21 protein-coding genes and 1 pseudogene are annotated in these 19544 nt (G+C 72.3%); 19 read left to right on the top strand and 3 right to left on the bottom strand.

What is annotated here, in order from left to right:
- Window positions 1-27: 27 nt before the first annotated feature.
- The 5 genes from BMY61_RS40885 (at window position 28) to BMY61_RS40865 (ending at window position 4756) form a co-directional block, all read left to right on the top strand.
- The gene (locus BMY61_RS40885) at window positions 28-378 is read left to right on the top strand and encodes a hypothetical protein (protein ID WP_042459693.1); all 351 of its coding nucleotides are present in this window, start codon (window positions 28-30) and stop codon (window positions 376-378) included.
- Window positions 375-1469, top strand: a complete 1095-nt coding sequence (locus BMY61_RS40880; RefSeq protein ID WP_042459696.1) for a hypothetical protein — start codon at window positions 375-377, stop codon at window positions 1467-1469. Before BMY61_RS40885 ends, BMY61_RS40880 begins: the two co-directional genes overlap by 4 nt.
- Window positions 1470-1632: 163 nt before the next feature.
- Window positions 1633-3411, top strand: coding sequence for a type IV secretory system conjugative DNA transfer family protein (locus BMY61_RS40875; protein WP_042459703.1), 1779 nt, complete (start codon window positions 1633-1635; stop codon window positions 3409-3411).
- Window positions 3408-3857, top strand: coding sequence for an XF1762 family protein (locus tag BMY61_RS40870; protein ID WP_042459707.1), 450 nt, complete (start codon window positions 3408-3410; stop codon window positions 3855-3857). The genes BMY61_RS40875 and BMY61_RS40870 overlap by 4 nt, the downstream gene beginning before the upstream one ends.
- Before the next feature lie 65 nt (window positions 3858-3922).
- Window positions 3923-4756, top strand: coding sequence for a hypothetical protein (locus tag BMY61_RS40865; protein WP_042459775.1), 834 nt, complete (start codon window positions 3923-3925; stop codon window positions 4754-4756).
- A gap of 246 nt (window positions 4757-5002) precedes the next feature.
- Here BMY61_RS40865 and BMY61_RS40860 read toward each other — a convergent pair whose 3' ends face one another.
- Window positions 5003-5389, bottom strand: coding sequence for a hypothetical protein (locus BMY61_RS40860; protein ID WP_042459710.1), 387 nt, complete (start codon window positions 5387-5389; stop codon window positions 5003-5005).
- Between the two features lie 26 nt (window positions 5390-5415).
- Between BMY61_RS40860 and BMY61_RS40855 the strand changes: the two genes are divergently transcribed.
- The 13 genes from BMY61_RS40855 (at window position 5416) to BMY61_RS40795 (ending at window position 14821) form a co-directional block, all read left to right on the top strand.
- Entirely contained in the window at window positions 5416-6858 is a 1443-nt protein-coding gene (locus BMY61_RS40855; RefSeq protein ID WP_042459713.1) for a DNA cytosine methyltransferase, read from the top strand.
- A gap of 31 nt (window positions 6859-6889) precedes the next feature.
- Complete coding sequence (locus BMY61_RS40850) at window positions 6890-7069, top strand: hypothetical protein (protein ID WP_042459717.1); 180 nt, start codon at window positions 6890-6892, stop codon at window positions 7067-7069.
- Window positions 7070-7143: 74 nt separating this feature from the next.
- A complete protein-coding gene (locus BMY61_RS40845) occupies window positions 7144-7632 on the top strand; it encodes a hypothetical protein (RefSeq protein WP_052439498.1) in 489 nt (162 codons plus the stop codon).
- Between the two features lie 26 nt (window positions 7633-7658).
- On the top strand, window positions 7659-8951 hold the full coding sequence (locus tag BMY61_RS40840) for a hypothetical protein (RefSeq protein ID WP_042459720.1): 1293 nt from the start codon (window positions 7659-7661) through the stop codon (window positions 8949-8951).
- A 41-nt stretch (window positions 8952-8992) separates the two neighbouring features.
- Entirely contained in the window at window positions 8993-9166 is a 174-nt protein-coding gene (locus BMY61_RS46835; RefSeq protein ID WP_161791360.1) for a hypothetical protein, read from the top strand.
- On the top strand, window positions 9163-10269 hold the full coding sequence (locus BMY61_RS40830) for a DnaB-like helicase N-terminal domain-containing protein (protein ID WP_042459726.1): 1107 nt from the start codon (window positions 9163-9165) through the stop codon (window positions 10267-10269). Before BMY61_RS46835 ends, BMY61_RS40830 begins: the two co-directional genes overlap by 4 nt.
- Window positions 10270-10315: 46 nt before the next feature.
- On the top strand, window positions 10316-11080 hold the full coding sequence (locus tag BMY61_RS46830; protein ID WP_042459729.1) for a hypothetical protein: 765 nt from the start codon (window positions 10316-10318) through the stop codon (window positions 11078-11080).
- Window positions 11081-11120: 40 nt separating this feature from the next.
- Window positions 11121-11879 (top strand): SPDY domain-containing protein, encoded by a 759-nt coding sequence (locus BMY61_RS40820; protein ID WP_042459732.1) that lies wholly within the window; start codon window positions 11121-11123, stop codon window positions 11877-11879.
- Window positions 11880-11918: 39 nt separating this feature from the next.
- Complete coding sequence (locus BMY61_RS40815; protein WP_143094775.1) at window positions 11919-12479, top strand: hypothetical protein; 561 nt, start codon at window positions 11919-11921, stop codon at window positions 12477-12479.
- An 11-nt stretch (window positions 12480-12490) separates the two neighbouring features.
- Window positions 12491-13015, top strand: coding sequence for a hypothetical protein (locus BMY61_RS40810; protein ID WP_042459737.1), 525 nt, complete (start codon window positions 12491-12493; stop codon window positions 13013-13015).
- Window positions 13012-13605: a hypothetical protein gene (locus BMY61_RS40805; protein WP_042459740.1), complete on the top strand. Its 594-nt coding sequence runs from the start codon at window positions 13012-13014 to the stop codon at window positions 13603-13605. The genes BMY61_RS40810 and BMY61_RS40805 overlap by 4 nt, the downstream gene beginning before the upstream one ends.
- Entirely contained in the window at window positions 13602-14558 is a 957-nt protein-coding gene (locus BMY61_RS40800; RefSeq protein ID WP_042459743.1) for a serine/threonine-protein kinase, read from the top strand. The genes BMY61_RS40805 and BMY61_RS40800 overlap by 4 nt, the downstream gene beginning before the upstream one ends.
- Window positions 14555-14821, top strand: a complete 267-nt coding sequence (locus tag BMY61_RS40795; RefSeq protein ID WP_052439499.1) for a DNA cytosine methyltransferase — start codon at window positions 14555-14557, stop codon at window positions 14819-14821. The genes BMY61_RS40800 and BMY61_RS40795 overlap by 4 nt, the downstream gene beginning before the upstream one ends.
- A gap of 136 nt (window positions 14822-14957) precedes the next feature.
- On the opposite strand, the gene BMY61_RS40790 is transcribed toward BMY61_RS40795, so the two are convergent.
- Together BMY61_RS40790 and BMY61_RS40785 are read right to left on the bottom strand one after the other, a co-directional pair.
- Window positions 14958-17306 carry a site-specific integrase gene (locus BMY61_RS40790; protein ID WP_075004258.1) on the bottom strand — a complete coding sequence of 783 codons (2349 nt, stop codon included), beginning with the start codon at window positions 17304-17306 and terminating at the stop codon, window positions 14958-14960.
- 3 nt (window positions 17307-17309) lie between these two features.
- Window positions 17310-18479: a tyrosine-type recombinase/integrase gene (locus BMY61_RS40785; RefSeq protein WP_236656653.1), complete on the bottom strand. Its 1170-nt coding sequence runs from the start codon at window positions 18477-18479 to the stop codon at window positions 17310-17312.
- 170 nt (window positions 18480-18649) lie between these two features.
- Here BMY61_RS40785 and BMY61_RS44565 point away from each other — a divergent pair.
- A pseudogene (locus BMY61_RS44565) lies at window positions 18650-19544 on the top strand (transposase); the annotation flags it as partial.

Genomic DNA, 19544 nt, shown 5'->3' with positions numbered 1-19544 from the left:
GCTGCTGGGAGTCATCAGCTGTTCGCCATGAGGATCACCGAGACCGACGACGGCCGCATCCTGGCCGAAGACGGCGGTCCACAGACCTACGACCTCCTGCTGTACGCCGGGTTCGTCCCCCACCCCGACGGCACCCTGCGCATGATCCTGCCCGACCACCTCTCAGACCCGGAGCAACTGCGGGCCCTGCGCCTGGCGACAGACCTGCTGGAGGCGGCCGGACTCGACTTCTTCGTCGACTTCGACACCACGACGCCCACAGCCCCTCCCGCGGCCGATTCCCACTCGGCCGAAGCGCGGGACACACCCCGGCCTCTGCCGCCGTCCGCGCCCACCAGCATCACGCCGCCCCCGTCCCGGGCCGGACGGCGACGGTGACCGGGCCGACCGGGAGCGTCGAACGCCCCGACCCGCTGCGCGAGCCGATCGTGATCAGCCGGGCCCGGCTCCACGGGCCGGTCACCGCGCGCAGTGTGCTGCAGTGGCGACGCGCGCACACACTGTCCAGCGAGCTGCTCCAGCTGATCGGGTTCGTCCCGGTCACCGACGGGTCCGCGACCGTGCTGGTCCTGCCCGCCCATCTCCCGGGCCATGAGCAGCGCCTGAAGGCGGCGACCGCCGCGGCGACGCTTCGGGCCATCGGCCACCCGGTGCGCCTGGCCCGGCAGTTGGAGGACCCGCAGGCCGTCCCGCAGCTGAGTCAGCCGTTGCTCGGGTCGGCGTTGCGCCAGCAGCTCGGGCAGGGCGGTGATCTCGGGCGGCCCTGGGGTGACGGGCACAGCGACGACGTGGCCCGGACGCTGCTGGAGCTCTCCGCGCCCTCCAGCGGGATCCTCGCCGTCGCCGCCGAGACCCTGCGGGAAGCCGAGTGGTGGTGGGGAGCCGAGCACCCCGTCGACCACATGCCGGCAACCCAGCGCCTGGCCGAGCTCGCCGAGCAACTGCACGCCGTCGCGGGCGAGATCTCCCGCCTGCGCGCCGACCTGGCGCTGATGGACCGCCGGCGAGACGAGTCCGGCCAGACACCGCCACATCGCAACCCGTCCGTCGCCGCCACCGCCGCTGCTGCCCGCCGGCCTCCCGCTCCGGCGGCCAGCGGCACCGATACCCCCGCCCCTCTCCCTCATCCATCCCCCGCTGAAAGAGGTAAGCCCTTGCGTCTGTCCCGTACCCGCGGCGCCGTCGTCGCCGCCACCATCGCCGCCGTGACCGCGATCGGCATCGTCCCCGCGAGCGCCGACGTCCCGCAGCGCGGCGTCTCCGGCTGCTTCGCCTACTCCTGGTCGCCGGGCTGGTGGACCACCACCGTCTACTGGCACAACCGCTGCTCCACCCGGCACCGCATCGAGATCGTCTGGGACGGCCAGAGCTACGACCCCACCGTCCGCCTGGTGAACGGCAACGCCAAGGGCAACGCCTGGACCACCTCCGGCGGCGTCAGTGGCGTCTACGACGACGGCCGCGGCTGACCCTCACCCACCCCAACCCCGCCTGCCCCAGCACCCGCCTGTCCGAAGGGATCCACCCGCCATGACGTGCAGAAGACCCGGTCCGCTCACGCACCCGGCCATCTCCGCCGCTGCCCCGGCGCGCGCCCACGCGCCGCCGGGGCCCCGGACCCGTGGACCGCCCTTGCCCAAAACCGCCTCCGCCCCCTCTACTTCGTCTTCCGCGACGCCGGGCACCGACCTGGCCCTCGCCCTCCTCATCGGTGCCGCCACCGTCCTGGCCGCCTTCGGGTCGCTCGCCTGGACGCTCGGCAACGCCGCCGCCTGGTTCACCCACACCCCCCGCGCCGCGTTCGCCCCCATCGCCGCGGTCCTGCACCCGAAGCAGCTGTGGCCGCACCTGACCAGCGGCTGGCTGCTCGCCGCCACCCGCATCGCGCCCGGCCTGCTGCTCCTGGTCCTGGCCGCCGCGGTCCTTGCGCTGTGGATGCGCTGGCGCTCCCGCCGGGGCAGCAAGGGGCTCGCCGGCGCGGCCGAGCTGTCCGCGCTGCTGGCGAAGGACACCGCCGCTAAGGCCAAGGGCCTGCGCCCGAGCCTGGCCCTGGTCAAGTCCGCCCAGCTGGACCCGGACGAGACCGGGCTGCTGGTCGGCAACCTCCCCGCCGGGCAGGAGGTCCGCGCCTCCTGGGAGGACGTCCTCCTCGCGATCATGGCCCCGCGCTCCGGCAAGACCTCGGGGCTCGCGATCCCCGCGATCCTGCGCGCCCCCGGCGCGGTCCTGCTCACCTCCAACAAAGCCGGCGGAGACGCCTGGAGCGCCACCTTCGACGCCCGCGCCCGCCTGGGCCGCGTGTGGACGCTTGACCCGCAGCAAATCGCCCACGCCACCCGCGAGATGTGGTGGGACGTGCTGGCCGACGCCCGCGACCTCGGCGGCGCCCGCCGCCTCGCCGGGCACTTCGTCGCCGCGAGCGTGGACGAGTCCAACGCAGGGGACTTCTGGTCCACCGCCGCCGCGAACACGCTCAGCGCGCTGTTCCTGGCCGCCGCCCGCAACAACCGGCCCATCACCGACGTCCTCGCCTGGCTCGCCTCCCCGTCCGATCGCACCCCGATCGACCTGCTGCGCGACGCCGGATTCCCCGCGGTGGCCTCCCAGTTGCAGGGCACCGTCGCCGGAGCCGTCGAGACCCGTGACGGCATCTACGAGACCGCCCGCCAGTACGCGGCCTGCCTGCTCGACCCCAACATCGCCGCCTGGGTCACCCCCCAGGACGATCTGCCGCAGTTCCGCCCCGAGAAGTTCGTCCACGCCAAGGACACCCTGTACCTGCTGTCCAAGGACGGCGGCGGCTCCGCGTCCGCGCTGATCGCGGCAGCCGCCGACGCGGTCATGCGCGCCGCCGTACGCGCCGCCGAACTCGCCGGCGGACGCCTCGACCCGCCCCTGCTGGCGATCCTGGACGAGGCCGCAAACGTCTGCAAGATCAGCGACCTCCCCGACCTGTACTCGCACTTGGGATCGCGCGGGGTCATCCCGATCACGATCCTGCAGTCCTACCGGCAGGGCGTCCGCGTGTGGGGCGAGTCCGGCATGGACGCCCTGTGGTCCGCCGCCACCGTCAAGGTCATCGGCTCCGGTATCGACGACGCCGACTTCGCCGACAAGCTCTCCCGCCTGGTCGGCGAGCACGACGTGGAGACCGTCTCCATCTCGGTCAGCGACGGCTCCCGCTCCACCTCCACGAGCATGCGCCAGGAACGGATCCTGGCCCCCGACCAGATCCGCGCCCTGCCCAAGGGCAAGGCCCTGCTGCTCGCCACCGGAATCCGCGCCGCCCTGCTCGACCTGCGCCCCTGGTACCGCGAGCCGGACGCCGGACCGCTGGCCAAGGCCTCCTCGGAAGCGACCGCCGCGATCACCGCCCGCGCGCTGGCCAAGGTGACCGGGGGTGAGGCGTGAGCCTGCACCTGGTCCCGGTCCGCTCCCGCGACGCCAACACCTTCGTTGCCGAGCACCACCGCCACCACCGTCCCCCGCAAGGCCAGGTCTTCGCCGTCGGCGCCGCCGACCGCACCGGCCGCCTGCGCGCGGTCGCGATCGTCGGCCGCCCCGTCGCCCGGCACCTCGACGACGGCGCCACCCTAGAGGTCACCCGCACCTGCACCGACGGCGCCGCCAACGCCAACTCCCTGCTCTACGCCGCCGCGTGGCGCGCAACCAAGGCCCTCGGCTACACCCGGCTGCTCACCTACACCCAGTCCGGGGAGTCCGGCGCGAGCCTGCGCGGCGCCGGATGGCGCGTCCTCGCCCAGCGCCGGCCCCGACCCGGCTGGCACACCGCCTCCCGGCCCCGCACGGAGCTCGGCACCGAGCACGTCGCCCGCACCCTGTGGCAGGCGCCGTGACCATCACGAACACCGAGCCCGCGTTCCGCTGCCTGTCCCTCGGGGCCGGAGTCCAAAGCTCGCTCCTGCTGATCCTCGCAGCTCAGGGACACCTTCCCAAGATCGAATATGCGCTGTTCAGCGACACCGGGTGGGAGCCCAGGTCGGTGTACGCGCACCTGGACCGGCTGGAGCGCGAGGTCGCCGCCCCGGCGGGGATCAAGGTCTTCCGGGTCTCCTCGGGCAACATCCGCCGCGACGCGCTCGACCCCGACCACCGCTTCGCGAGCATGCCGCTGTTCATCAAGAACCCGGACGGCGGCGACGGGATGACGCGTCGTCAGTGCACCGGCGAATATAAGATCAAACCACTAAAGGCCAAGGTTAGGGAGCTGCTCGGCTACCCGTATCCGGCGCGAATTCCGGCTGGGGTGTTCGTCGAGCAGTGGATCGGCATCTCACGGGATGAGTTCCACCGGGCCAAGGACGCCGATGTGCGCTACATGCGCAACCGCTTCCCGCTGCTGGACCTCGACCTGACCCGCGAGGACTGCCTGCGGCTCCTGGCGGAGAACGGCTTCCCGGACACCCCGAAGTCCTCGTGCCTTGGGTGCCCGTTCCACTCGGACCGCCAGTGGCGGCAGATCCGCGACCAGAGCCCCGAGGAGTGGGCGGACGTCGTCAGCTTCGACGCCGCGATCCGCGCCGGCAGCGCCCGCGCGAACGCCACCGGCTCACCGCTGCTCGGCAGCGCGTACCTGCACCGATCCCGCCTCCCGCTCGACCAGGCGCCGATCGACCGCCTCTCGCGCGCCGAGCGGCGCGGCCAGCAGCTCGACCTGCTCCCCCTCGCCGACGCCGACGAGGACGACGAGCCCGGCGGCTGCTCCCCCTGGGCATGCCGCGGCGACGCGGCCTGACCCAACTCACCACCTCCCTCTCAGCCTTCGAGGAGTCGCCCCATCAGCACCCCGGACTTCGAGCTGTACGACAACGCCGGCCGCACCACCGAGCAGATCCGCTCCTACGACACCGGCGAACCGACCCACGACGATCTGCTGCGCAGCGGCCTCGCCCGCGTCCGCAGCCGCACCACGCAGGGCAGTGAGCCGCCTGCTCCCGGGCGCTCGGTCCTGGACTGGACCGAGGCGCTCGCCGGCTGCGAGTCACCGGGCGAGCTGGCCGCGGTCATCCACCACGTCTGCTGCACCGACGACGCCGCCCTGGCCCGGCTCCACCAGTTCCTTGAGGAGGCGGCGGAGCGCGTCCGGCAGATCCCCGGCGCCGCCCACGTCGCCGGCGTCATCGAGGCGCAGACGCGTGCGCTCGGCGAGATCGGCGACCGCCTCGACGAGGTCGGCGTCGACCTGGTCGATGCGGACCGCACCGCGACACCGCCCGAGCCGGATGGCGCCCGCGCGCAGGCTGCCCAGTCCGCCTCCCCGGGGATCACCGACTCGGGCATCCGCAGCGCGTCGGACGGCGGGGCCCGCCAGTCCACGACCGCACCGAACCCCCCGCGCCGGGGGCAGCGCTGACCTGGCGCGATCCACGCAAGGTCTGGCCTGCGGACGAGCTGGTGCCGCGCCTGTCCAGCGCAGGCGACCTCAACCACCCGCCGTCCAGCCAGCAGATGGGGCCGTGGAACCACGACGAGCTCGCACGCCTGGCCCACCCGTGGCCGATCGAGTGGCTGTTCCCGCCGAAGCCCGGTGATCCACCGCGCATCATCAACCTCTTCGCCGGAGCCGGCGGCTGGGAGCAGTCGCTGTCCCTGCTGGACGGCGAGTTCGACGTGGTGGGCGTCGAGATCGGCTTCGACGCCGCAGCGACCGCCGTCGCGGCCGGACACCGCCGGATCGTCGCCGACGTCCGCTCCCTCGACCCGGGCCACCTGTGCCTGCAGTGGGCGCAGGGCCTGATCCTCTCCGCTCCCTGCCAGGTCTGGACGCCTGCCGGGAAGCGCGCCGGCCACACGGACCTCAACCTCGAACTCCTCTTGGACACCCTGGCCAACGCCTTCGACGCGACCTTCGGGTTCTGGCACGACAACCAACTGTGCGTCGAGCCGGACGAGTGCGGGGTCTGCTGCGATCCGGCGTGGGACGGCTATGCCGGGTTCACCGGAGCCTTGATGAGCCTGGACGAGGCACGGGCCCCCATCAAGGAGATGACGGACGAGCGGATCGGCCTGATCGCCGAGACGCTGATCTGGTCGCTGTCGCTCACGGCGCGCTACGACCAACTGCGGTGGCTAGCGATGGAGCAGTCCAGCGCCCTGCCGGAGGTAGTGCTGGACGCACTGGCGAACTACCTGGAGGAGGCCGACTGGGCGGACGCCCGATGGCAGGTACTGGACGCGGTCGACTACGGGCTCGCCTCACGGCGCAAACGCACGTTCCTGGTCGGCGGGCGGCACATGAGGATCGATCTGGCAGCGATGGTGCCGAGTTCGCCGGTGGAGCCCATGACCGCGGCTCGCGCGCTGGGCTGGCCTGCGGGTATCCGGGTCAACACGCGCGGCAACAGGAAGACCAGCGGCGGCAACGAGTGGCCCGCTGACAGGCCCGCCATCGCCATCACCTCGAAGATGCGCGGCTGGTACCCGGCGGACGACCCCACGCATCGCTTCCCGGTGCCGCAGGGCGCGCTGCTGGTCGGGATGCCCGCCACCTACCCCTGGACCGGGTCCCGGTCCAGCGCCTACCAACAGCTGGGCGACCTGGTCACTCCCCCGGTCGGGGCAGCCGTCCTCGGTCCGCTCGTCGGCCGCCAGTGGGAGAGCGCCGTCGCCGACTACCTCGCCGACCTGTACGGGCCCCACAGCCAGGCCCTCGCCGCCGAACCGGCAGTGCCCGCCCCAGCGCCGCGCCGCCGAGCAGCAGCCTCAGCGGCCTCCCCGATGCTTCCCGGCCTGGAGGCCTGGAGCACCACGGCCTCCCCGACGCTGCCCGGCCTCGACCAGTGGACCCCCGCCGCGAAGCCCCCAGCCGCCAGGCGCCCCGCACACAGCTCTCGCTGACCACACCCCGAACAAGCCGCCGAGGAGATCGATGTCCCACCCCGACTACGACCTGCACGACAGCGTCGACCACCCCACCACGCAGGCATCCGGCTCGGCGACGGACCGGACCCGCACCGAGGACGTGCTGCACTTCGGCGATGCCCGATCGCCTGCGAGCCGCCACTTCAGCGACGACACCTCCGGCCTACCACGTTGGGCCGCGGTCTGACCGCGCTGGTCCCGCGCAAGCCGCTCCCCCAAGCCGCGCCTTCCACGACACCCCTGCCCCGGAGGTACGTCCCAATGCGTGTCGACCACGCCCTCGTCCTTGCCCGCCTCGACCCGCTGAACTCCGGCACCGTCACCGGCCGCCAGCAGACGCTCCACCTGCCCGACGCCGGACTCACGGTCACCGCCGACCTCGCCCAGTCGATCCGGGCGGACACCTACCCCGGCGTCCGGGTCCGGATCATCTCCCTGCAGCACGGGGTGCTGGACACCAACGTGTTCGGCTTCACCGAGCACGGCACCTTTACCAACGCCGAGGAGTCACTCGCCTACGGGGAACGGGCAGCGGCAATCACCCTCTACAACCAGGACCGGGTCTTCCAGCCCGACCGCTGCCACCCCGACCGGCTCCGCGACGCCATCCGCACCTACATCACCGCGTTCACCGGACTGGCCCCGGCCCCAGCGCCCGCTCCCACCCCCGCCCGCCAGGACAGCCGGATAAAGATCTCCGCCCCGGCTCCCCGCACCGGAAGCGCACCTGCCGCGCGGTCGCGCCGATGACCCGCACGGATTCAGGAGAACCTTCGTTGACATCCTCCCCCTCCACCCCTGACCGGTCCCGGCCGCTGCCCGGCCTGACCGGCTTCCCGGCCGAGGTGGCAGCACGCCTGGACGGGTGGAGTGCCCACGTGCGCCCCGAGGGCGACCTGCTGCGCGGCCCGGACGGGGTCGACCTGGCCATGACGCCGCTGCGGCGCCGTCCCGGCTGGCGCATCGTCCCGGTCTTCACCGACCCCGCCCTGGCACGGGCCGCCGCCCGCCCTGCGCTTCCGGCGGCGCTCCACCTGGACGACCACGATCCCGCGCGCGCTGCCGCCCGGATCGCCCGCCGCCTGCTGCCGACCGCCGAACTGGCCGTCTACGTGCGGCGCCTGGACCTGCTGCTCGACGCCGTCGGCGAGGCAGCAGGCCGGTCCGGACACGCCGAACAGTTCCGCAACGGGCAGCGCCTGAGCGGCGAGACCATCACGCGCACGTACGACGGCGACGGTGTGGAGTTCGTGCGGGACTACACCGCGGCCTGGCCGTACCTGGACTACGTCCTCGACCACGCGGCGCCCGTCCTGGACCGCATCCGGCTGTTGGCGCCCGGCGCCGCCGTGCACGATCCCAGCCTGTGGATGCCGTTCCCGGCCCTGCACGGCATGCGGGACCTCGTGCTGGAGGGCCGACGGCTGCGCGGCACCTGGGCGGACGCGATGTCCATGATCCTTCCCGGTCACCCGCGAACCCAGGAGGTCCGCGACCGCGCCAAGCGGATGCGCGCCAAGGACGCGCGGCCTCTGTTGGACCGGCTGGACGCCTACCAGGCCGACTTCGCCACCCTCGCGCGCGCGGTCGCCATCCCGGCCGAGCACAACCACCGCGGCCTGCACACCCCGCACGTGCTCGGCTGGGAGTGGGCACTCGCCCAGGGCCCCCACACGGCCGGCACCCGGTATCTCCGGGGTCTCCTGCGTCACCAGGCCCCGCTGACCGTGCTCGCCACCACGCCCACCCCACCGGCGTGGAGCGGCGCCCTGCCGGGCACCGCGATCGTCGCCCGCAGCCATACCGGCGCCCACGTCGCCCTCCACGTGCGCCCCGACGAGACCGGCGAGACCTCGCTGTGGCACAGCAACGACAGCACGCTCGCCTCCGCCGTCGACGTCCTGCGCCAGCGCTTCAGCGCCGACGGCGGCTCCCTGACCGAGCAGGCCCTCGACGCGAGCGCTCGGTTCGTCCGACCCGGCCTCGCGCCGCTCACTGCCCGGTCCGCACCCCACCGAGCCGCCGCTATCCCGGCTGCGCCGACGACACGCGCCGGCAGGCGGCGATGAAGCCCACTCCGCGGTCCTCCGTCGTCGACAGCGTCGGCGAGATGACGGTGCCGCTGCTGCGTGCCGGCGACGAATGGCTGCTCATGGGCCGTAGCGGACAGATCCAGGTCACCGACCCGCAGGCTGCGTCCGAATTCGACGCGCTTGCTGCGGCGTTGGCCGCCGCCGATCGCGCCATCGCCACGGCCACAACATGCGGGCAGACCCTTTCATGACCGGCTCCCAGAACACCCTCGGCACCACGCCGCCGGCGGTGGAGGGGCCGGATCCGGTGGTGCTGGCCGAGCAGGCGCTCCTCGGCGCGCTGCTGCTCGACCCGCAGCAGACCCGGACAGTCCACGAGTGGCTCGCGGCGCAGAACTTCTACCGGGCAGCCCACCGGGCGCTCTACCAGGCCTTGGTGGACCAGTTCCGGGCCGGCCACCCCGCGCTCGCCCCCCACCCCGGGAAGGAGGAGGCGTTGGCGTGGCTGACCGACGCCGTCGCAACGGCGAGCCGCACCACCCGCGGGATCTCTCCCTCCTACCCGCACACCCTGGCCGCTGCCTGCCCCCGCAGCGACCACGCCCCGGTCTACGGGCGCATGGTGGTGGAGGCAGCCCTGCAACGCACCGTCGCCGAGCACGCCACACGCATGCTCACCTCCGCCCAGACCACACTGGCCGCAGGCGGCGAGGCCCGCATCCTGCTCACCCACCTGGACATCCTCACCGAGGTCCTCGACCAGCTCGGCCGCCTGGCCGGTGTCCCCCGCCCGGGACACGGAGCCGACCAGTCCGCGCCGGGCCTGGGTGAACCCGCCGTCGTCAACGGCTCGGTGGAACAGTTGGGGCAGGACCTGCTGGCCGAGGAGGAGATGCTTCTCGGGACGCTGCTGCAGACCCCGCAGGTGATCGGCGAGATGGCGGTGTGGCTGCGCCCCGCCGACTTCGCCGATCCGGGACTGGGCGCCGTGTTCTCGCTGCTCGTCGCCCTGCATCGAAACGGCCGGGCGATCGACCAGGTCACGCTGCTGTGGGAAGCCCGCAGGCGAGGGCTGCTCACCGACCAGGTACTGACAGTGGAGCGAATCCTCGGCCTCGTACCGGCGCCGGGCGACCCCGCGTTCGGCGGCGAGATCGTCGCCCGCCGCGCACTGGCGCGCACCGCGAGCGCGGCGGCATGGCAGGTGCGGGACTTCGCGGCGACGATGCCGCCAAGCCGCCTCGTCCCGCGTGCGCTCGCGCTGCTCGCCCCGGTCCAACAGGCCCGCCAGCGCTGGCAGGCAGCCACGGCGCCCGCAGCCGAGCGGGTCCAGTCCTTCCGCGCCCGCCGCTGACCCACCCCCGCTAACTCCGCGACCCAGCTTGGAGACCCGCCGCCCCGTGGCCGACTTCGCCTTCCCGTTTCGGGCCCTTGACCGGCTCGGACCGGCCGACACCGAATCCGCCGACACCGTCAACACGCTCGACCTGTACGCGAACTGCCTCACCGTCCTGGCCCACCACACGGGCACGCTCCGGCAAGCCCCGCCCTCCCCAGCGGCGCCAGGCTTGTTCGACCTGCCGGGCGGCGGCCTGGTCACTGTGCTGGAGACGGCCGCGGTCTTCTTCGACTCCCGCGCGGTCTTCGACATGCCCGGCACAGCGGACCTGGTGGCCGTGCATCTGCTCCACACCCCGAGCGCGAAGACGTTCCGGCTGCGGGCCGAGCGGGTTCCGACGCTCGCCATCGCCCAGCGGTGGCTCGCCGAGCAGGGCCTCGCCCCGACCACGCTGACCCCGGCGGCCGGGACCGTGAGGGCCACGGACTCGGCCAGCCGCGCCGCCGAGCAGCGCATCCGGGCCGACCGCGCTGGCCGCTTCGAAGTGGTCGACCACTTCACGCACGAGGACGGCCCCGTCTACGTGCTCTACCGCGACCACCAGCCCGGTGCGCTCCCTCCGTACCTCGCGCAGGCCGAGGTCCCCGACACCTCCGACGCGCCGCTGGACTACCGCGTCCGCGAGGCCCGCTTCGCCACCGCCGACGAGGCCGACACCTGGCACCGGGACGGCTTCCCGCCCAACACACCCGCCGCCGTCCGCCCGGCCACGAACAGCGCGACACGCCCAGCCTCCGGGGCGCCGCGGCGCCCGCGACGGCGCTGAGCAGCGACTCACCTCCCAATCTGGCGAATGGAGATCACGTTTGACCGACACCCCCACGAGCGCGTCCCCTCCCGAGCCGCCCGGGCGTCGCTACCTGGTGTCGCCCCGCTATCTGGCCGGTCCCGGAGAGCAGCCGGAGCAGGCGCTCGCGCCTCTGCTGCAGGCCGGTTGGACGCCGGTCAGCGATGTCGCCCTGGACGGGCTGACGCTGCTGTCCCCGGACCTGAACACGCTGCTGCGGCACCGGCCCGACGACCGGGTCTTCGCCGCCTGGACCGTCTACGCCTTCGCCCCAGACCGCGCGACCGCAGGCGCGGTGTGGACGGCCACCTTCACCTGGGACACCCCCGTGGAGATCGTCACCGGGTTCACCACCGCCCTGGCCCGCGCCGACCGCGATCAACAGGCGGCGGGCGTCGATCCGTTCGCGGCATTCGGACAGGCGGGCTGGTCCCGGCACCGAGGGCGCTTCGGCACCCTCTACACCGAACGTCGCTACCTCGCCGACGCCAGTCAACATTACGACGTCGACCCCGAGCGCGAGATGGCGCACCTGGACGAGACCTGGCTGGTCAGCGCGCCAGGCGGCCATGGGCCGTGGATTGCCACCGCGAGCCGAGCCACGCCTGCCGCCCTGCTGTCCGCGCTCGCAAGGGCAACGGTGGATCGCCGCCCCGTCACCCGCACCAGCCTGACGGGAATGGCCCGCGGAGCCCGGGTCACCGCCTTGCCCGCGCTGGCCGGACTGTCCGCCGCGATGTCGGCCCGCCCAGGTTCTCGGACGGTCCGACATCGCTGACCGCTCCTTCTTCCCGCACCGTCGTTGGGACTGCTGATCGTGCCCGAAACCGGCCCCTCGCCCCTGCTCGCGCTCGGCGACGCCATCGCCGCCGCCACCGCGCTGCCCAGCCTCGACCCCCGCTATCCCCTGCCGAGCCTGCCGGTCGTGGCCGCGGATCTGCCCGTCGTCCTGGACCTGGCTCAACGCGCCGGCCAGGCCCTGGCCGACGTTGCCGGGCAGGTTCCCTCCACCAAGGACCTCCCGGAACTCCTTCGCGCCATCGCCAGCTGTGCGCACGTCTCCGAGCTGCTCTCCACCGCTGGCGCGCACCTCAGCCAGGCCGCCGCGGTGATGACCGTCCCGTCCAGTCAGCGACCCGAGGACGGCATCCCGACCGGCGTGCTTGCGGCCCTCGCCCGCGCCTGCATCGACGACGCCGCCCAGCTGGCCAGCCACCACGACACCCTCAACCCCACGGACGCCACGCAGTTGCGCACCGTCGCCGCCACCCAACGCTCCCCCGCCCTGCCCGGCTTCGCACCAGCGGGACACCGACCACCAGCGCCCGCACCCGAGCGCGCGGCCACGGTCCTGCCGTTCCGCCGCCGCACCCACTGAAGGAGCCGCCTGTGACCGATCCCACCACCGCCCGCCTCCTGGGCAGCCTGGACACCCAAGTCGAAGCCACGCGCAGGGCACTGTGCGCGCTCCGGCTGGACCCCTCCCCCGACGTCGACGACTACCTGTGGCACATCGAACAGGTCGCCGACCTCTACAAGCTGTGCGGCGAGCACGCCTCCCTACTCACTGCCACACCACCGACCCGCGACACCGCGCAGGTCCTCACCGTGCTCGGCCGGACCGCCGGCTGCCTGGGCCAGGCCGGCGCCCACCTCGGGTTCGGCCTCGGACACCTCCCCTACGCCCTGCCCACCGAAGACGGCGCTTCTGCCGCCGGGGAGTCCGCCGTCCGGACCCGTGCGGCGCTCGCGCAGGAGGTCCACCAGGCCCGCACCGAACTCTTCCTCGCCCACAGCGCGCTGCACTGCGAGATCCAGCGCCTGCGCGCCCCCTCCCCGACGCGGACGCCGGGCGCTCCCTCCCACGCCGTCGCCGCCCCCACCAGCCCCGTCGCCACCCGGAGCCGCCCGTGACCGAAACGACCACCGACCCGAGCCGTCCCACCGCGGGCAGCGCCCTGCGCGAAGTCGCCGACGAACTGCGGCAGTGGGCCGAGCACCTGCCCGCCGCGCGCCCCGGCGCCGAGCTGCCCGACCTGCCCACGCTGTCGCGCCACGTGCTCAGCCTGGACCTGCTGTTCTCCCGCATGGTGTCCTTCAGCTGGTTCCGTGCCGGACAGGGCGAGAGCGACCCGCAGCACCTCGACCTCACCGCCGACTACGGCAAAGCAGTCGACCAGCTCACAGGCGCCCAGTCCCACCTCGCCCGTGCCTACGGCGTCTCCGCGTCGCTCCTCGCGCCTGCGCTGCGCCCCGGGCCCACCTCGGATGTCCGGCACGCGACGCTGACCACCCGTGGCAACCTCGCCCTCGCCCAGGCCCGCAGCACCGCGATCCGGACCGCTGACGCGATCACCTCGCACGCCGCGTCGCTGGACCGCAGTTACCAGGGACAGCCGCTGCTCACTCACGAAGAACGCCGAGCCACCCGGTCCACCGCGCTCGCATCTGTGGCTACCGCGCGGCCGAGCACCGTCAACTCCAGGACCGGGGCGCGGCGATGACCCAGATTCCCGGTCAGCTCACTCCCCGGGTGGTTGCGGCCTTGATCGACCAGCTGCTGGACGAGAACCCCACGGCGGCTCCCGACCACGCACCCGGTCTCGCCCCCACCCAAGCGGAGCGCTTCTCGCGTCTGCTCGACGGCGTCGACGCGTTGACCCGGCGCCTGGCCCAGCAGGTCCACTTCCAGGCCATGACCCCGGGCAGTGCCACTCCCGGCGTCCTGCGCGCGCTGACCAGCGGCCGTCTGCGCCTGCAAGGGGCGCTGGACAGCCTCGACCCGGTGCGCCGGTTCATCCGCACCGACGACCAGCACGCCGACGAGGTCGCCCGCCGGCTCACCCGCGTCCGCGAGCATCTCCATGAGACCGCCAGCCTGTTGATCCGCGAGGGCGCCGATGCCGTCGAGGAGGCCGCCACCTCACCGGCTCCTCCTGCCATGGGTGCCGCCGTGGGCCAGGATGCCGTGCGGTCCGCCGAGGACGTAGCTGGGCGACTGGCCGTCGTGCTGCGCCGGCTTCCGCGTCCTTGCGAAGGGCACGACGGCCTCGTTGGACAGTTGCGCCTGGCTCAGGAGGCGTACTGGCCCTTCGATGTCGCCGGTGTCCTGGCCGCGCACATCCGCGAGCTCTCCGATGCCACCGATCCGGGGCAGGTGGAGGCGCATGCGGCTCTCAGCATCGCCCTCAGCCACGTCGGTCGCGGCATCGCGGCGCTCGGCGACGCCGCCGGTCACCAGGCGGCGCTCGCACGCCCCGACGCGGGCCGCGACTACGTGGCCAGGGCCTCGCTCGACGACGGTCTCGATGACGCCTACGTCGCTCTGCACCAGGCCGTCGCGGTCCTTCGCGGGCTGGCCAACGCCGCGACTGTCGGCGGCACTTCGCCCACGATCGTGCAGACGAAGAGCGCCTCCCGCAGCTCCGGTGTGCCGACGCAGCGCAGGCGCCGGTGAGTGCCGACCGGCAGCCGGGCGGGCTGCGGATCGGCAGCATGTGCTCCGGCTACGGGGGGCTGGACCTGGCCGCGCTGGAGGTCTTCGGCGGCGAGCTCGTGTGGCATGCGGAGATCAATCCCGACGCCGCCCGGATCCTTGCCCGTCACTGGCCGGGCATCCCGAACCTGGGCGACCTCACCGCCGTGGACTGGTCCCAGGCCGAGCCGGTGGACGTCCTGGTGGCCGGCTTCCCTTGTCAAAGACCTCTCCGTCGCCGGTAAGCGCGCAGGTCTGGCCGGAGCCCGCTCCGGCCTGTGGCACACCATCGCTGACGCCATATCCGTCCTTCGACCCTCCTTGGTTTCTCTGCACTTGTCAACGCTGGGGCGGGTGCTCGGTCGGCCCCAGCGTCGGACTTCAGGACATTGGCGCGGGGGCGTCACTGACGCCTTCGCCGAGCAGGCGTTCGACGTGTGCTGTCTTTGCCCGCAGGGCAATCAAGGTCTGCTCCAGGCCTGCGACTTCGCCGAGCCATTGCCGCCCGCGGGCCTCGGTGATGCGCGCGTCGAGGTTCTCCTCGAGTTCTCGCATCAAGGGCAGGCGGCTGGGCTCAGCTCGGAGCATCGGGCAGCGCACGCAGGCGTGTTCATGAGCGCAGGGACTGCCGTAGGGCCGATCGCAGTTGCCGTAGGCCACCTTGCGGAGCGTGAAGTGGCGCTCGAAGTCAGCCCATTCCTCGCTGGTGGGCTCGCGGTACTCCTCGCCGGGCCGGTCCTGTCGGCGGGAATGGATGTAGGCCTGGTAGGTCCGCAGCGTCTCCTCCGGGTAGATCGCCGCGTAACTGCGCGTTGTGTCCAGGCTGGTGTGCCCCAAGATCGCAGCCGCGATGTGGATCGGCAGTCCAGTGTTGACGACGTCGGTTGCGAACAGCCGGCGAAAGTCGTGCGGGGTGAAGCTGATGAGGGTGCCGTCGGTGTCGTAGACCGGCGAGCGCTCCAGCGTGCGGCTGATCCAGTTCCGGACCGTTTCGGGGCTGAAGACCTGGTGGCCCGAGCCGACGGTGCGCTGGAACAGGTGTGGCAGCGGCGGGCCGTAGACGCGTTCGTGGATGTCGTAGCGCGAGCAGGAGGGGATGACGCCGTTCGCCCCGCGGACTCGGGTGACCACCTGCGCCAACACGTGGGCCAGTTCCGGGGTGATCGGGAAGACCCGTTCCGCGTCGATCTTGGAGGGGGCGATCTGCAGCAGCGGCACGATCTCGCCGCCTGGCTGGGTGTAGCGGCGGATGGAGAGGTGGGTCAGTTCCATCATCTCCTCGATCCTCAGCCCGGACAGGCGCAGGACTTCGATCGCGGCCCAGGCCCAGAAGCTCTCGCGTTCCTCGGCGACGGCATCGAAGGGCCTGGCGTCGCCGGCTGGCGTCGCTTGCACCAAGACTTGTCGCGCCTGCTTGGTCTTGCAGGCGACGCGCAGGTAGGAGCGGCCGTCGACGGCGAAGGCAGTTCCGGGCTCCGTCGTGCGCGCGGTGGCCAGCAGTGTCCGTGCGTGGTCGCGGCGGGCGCGGGCGACCGCGGTCAGGTGCGGCAGAGCCGGGGCGAGGGTGCGGGTGCGGGCGTGCATCCGGGCCTTGACCTCCCCCTGGTGCTTGCGCCGGGCGGCCAGGTCGCCCTTGGTCACCGGGCAGGGGGCCGCCCAGACCGCCCAGCGAGCCGGGTCTTCGTAGGCCCAGTGGTTGATGTCGGCGTAGAACGCCCGCACGGCGTTCAGCAGCGCGTAACGCTCCTGACGGACCGTACCGTCCGGGCGGGTGGCGATCCGGCGCTTCCAGGCGTCGGCGACCTGGGGCGGCAGGCTCAGGGACGTGATGCCGGGCTGGTGGCGTTCCAGGTCGCCCCAGAACAGCTCGCCGAGCCAGTAGACCTGGTTGGACAAGGTGCTGTAGTCCGTGCCCGGCGCCCGGTGCCGGAAGTACTCCACGAGCAGGTCACGCATGGGCCGGTGGACCAGGCCGTGGCGGTCCACCAGCTCTTCGACGGTCAGCTGGCGGAACTGGACCGCGGCTCGCAGGCGGGCCGGCCCCTCGATCATGTGCTGGTCGTGCATGACGCGCCAGAGGGCTTCGAGTGGCGTGATCGGCATCTTGTTGAACCGGGCCTTGAGCCGCCAGTGGTGAGCGATGAGGTCCTCGGCGGCGATCTCGTCGATGGTCTTGGCCGCGGACACCAGCATCATCACCAGGTGCCGCATCGCCATGCCGACGATGCGGTCGTCCGCTCCCTGGTCCCGCAGCAGCTTGGCGAGCAGGACGAAGCGCTCCGGTTCACGACAGGACTGGTAGAGCGGGTAGAGGTCGACGAACTTGTGCCGCACCAGCCAGTCCGCGTCGGGGTGGAGCACTCCGCAGCAGATCAGGACGGCGACGCCCTTCACGAGGCGGTAGCGGCGCGCGTTGGAGGCCTCACTGAACGCCCTGGCCGCGTCCTGGATTCCGCTGGCGAGCCAGCGCTGCTGCCAGGTCGTGCCGGGGAAGCGGGACAGCCACCTGGCGATCTCCTCCAAGCACCAGCGCCGCGAGTGGTGGCGGACCGGGTCCTCGACGCCCAGGACCTCCACGCTGAGGGCTTCCAGCGCGTCGACGTCCGCGTCCGCGAGTTCGGGACCGCACGCGGCCAGGGCCGCGCGGTCGACCACGGGCGCCGCGAAGTCGGCGGCGGTCAGCACCGATGCCTGGCGCATCAGAGTGAGTGCGTCTCTGGTGCCGGTCATCGTCTATGCCTGCCCGTCGCCGAAGAGAAGGGCAAGGTCGGCCGCGTCGTAGGCGGGATGCGGGCGGGGCGGCGGCGGGTCCGCGCGACGGGCGTGGTGCTCCAGGGTGCGGGCGATCAGCGTCTCCAGCTCGACGGTCGTGTAGACCTGAGTGCTGGTCAGGCTCTTGTGGCGCAGGACCGCCTGCACGTCGGTGATGGCCATGTTGGGGTCAGCCGCCATGCGGGTCGCGCAGGTGTGCCGCAAATCGTGCAGCGTGATGTTGCTGCCCAGCTTGGCGTTGGCGCGGTTGAGCACCGCGCGCATCGCGGTGTAGCTCAAGGGGCGGCGGCTTCCGCGCAGGGTCACCCACAGCGGCGCCCCGGGATCCAGTGGCTGGTCGGCCGGGCTGACCCGCCCTTCGGCGAGGTAGAGCCGGGTCCATACGAAGGCGTCCGGGGAGGCCGGTACCTTCTCAACCGCCAGTGTCCCCTTGCCGATCACCTGGATGGTCTGGCGGCCGAAGTCCAGGTCTCCGCAGGTCATCCCCAGCAGTTCGGAGGCCCGCGCGCCGCTCGAGATGTAGTGCGCCAGCAGGGCGCGGTCGCGGTGGCTCGTCATCAGGGCGAACAGCTCGTCGAACAGGGCGTCGGGCAGGGCCCGCGGTGTCTGCTTGGGCACCTTCTGCCGGTAGGCGCCGCGGCGATGCGGTGCGACGGGCAGCATCGGGTTGCCGTGCGCCCCCGCTCGCTCGCTGCGCGAACCTGTCGGCACCGGGTTGACCAGCGGGCCACGCGCGAACGAGCGGTGGAACTCGTAGAACCGGCTCAGGACGGCCAGTTGGTGGTTGATCGTCCGCGGCGCGTACCCGTCTGGCAGATGGGCCTTTCCCGTGCGGGCGTTCACCGCGCCGGCCCTGGGCGTGTCGGGGCGCGAACGCCGACGTTGCGGGTTGTCCGCGGAGCGCATCCACAGCACGAGGTCCCGGACGTCCTCCCGGCAGGCGTGATCCCACTCGACATCGTTCGCTGCCAGGAAGCGCCACCACCGCAGCATGTCGTAGGCGTACGAGCGGCACGACGACGCGTAGTCACCCGCCGTCAACTCCCGGATGAACTGCGTGATCGCCTCGATCGGTTCGCCCGCCGCGTCGACAACCTCGACTGGGAGTCCGTCCCGACCCGGCTCCGCCACGCGACCAACTCTCGGCAGCTGCAACGACCCGACATCGCGCGCTCCACCACTCACCTGCACTCCTCCGCCGATCCAGGGGTCAAAGATCAAGGACTTAGGGCGCGTATCGGGTTGTGATCAATCTGCCGGATCTGCTTCGTTGTGGAAGTGGATCCGGTAGATCGTCTTGGGTGACGCGCGTGCAACTGAACGATGCGGAGTGGGAGTTCATCGAGCCCTACCTGCCGGTCGGCGCCTTCGGGCCGTATCCGGAGCGACTGCGGCAGCAGTTCGAGGGCGTGGTCTGGCGCTTCAGGACCGGCGCGCAGTGGCGGGAGATGCCTCAGGAGTTCGGCGCCTGGTCAACGGTCGCCAACCGCTTCCGGCAGTGGCGTGACATCGGAGTCTTCGAGGCCCTGCTGGAGGGCCTGATCGCGGAAGCCGCGAGGCGGGGCGAGGTGGACCTGTCCCTGGTCAGCATTGACTCCACCACCGCGCGCGCCCATCACGACGCCGCTGGGATGCACCTGAGCGAGGACGTGCTCACCGCCCTGGAAAAGGCCGCGGCCGAGGAAGAGACGGCCAGGTCAAAGGGGGCAGCGCCGAGGAACAAAACCGGCAGGACGCAGACGCCTATCCCAACCGGGAAGAGCGCCGACGTATCCGGCGACGCCACAGACTCCGACTGAAGCAGGCTCTCCTGGGACGATCCCGAGGCGGACAGACCAGCAAGGTGCACCTGGCCGCGGACCGCAAGTGCCGCCCGCTGGCGTTCATCCTGACCGCAGGACAGGCCGCGGACAGCCCCCAGTTCATCCCAGTGCTGAAGAAGATCCGGGTCCGCGGGGCCGTCGGACGTCCTCGCACCCGGCCGGACGCAGTCGCCGGAGACAAGGCCTATTCGTCCCGCGGCAACCGAACCCATCTGCGAAATCGCCATATCAAGGCGGTGATCCCGGAGAAGACGGACCAGGCCGCGAATCGGAGGAAGAAGGGCCGCGCGGGCGGTCGGCCGGTCGGCCACGACGCCGAGCTCTACAAGGAGCGGAACACCGTCGAGCGCCTGATCAACAAGCTGAAGGCCTG

Source organism: Streptacidiphilus jiangxiensis (assembly GCF_900109465.1).
In the GTDB taxonomy this organism is placed as follows: Bacteria; Actinomycetota; Actinomycetes; order Streptomycetales; family Streptomycetaceae; genus Streptacidiphilus; species Streptacidiphilus jiangxiensis.
The sequence above is the reverse complement of the archived record's forward strand: the minus strand, read 5'-3'. Positions and strand labels throughout refer to the sequence as shown.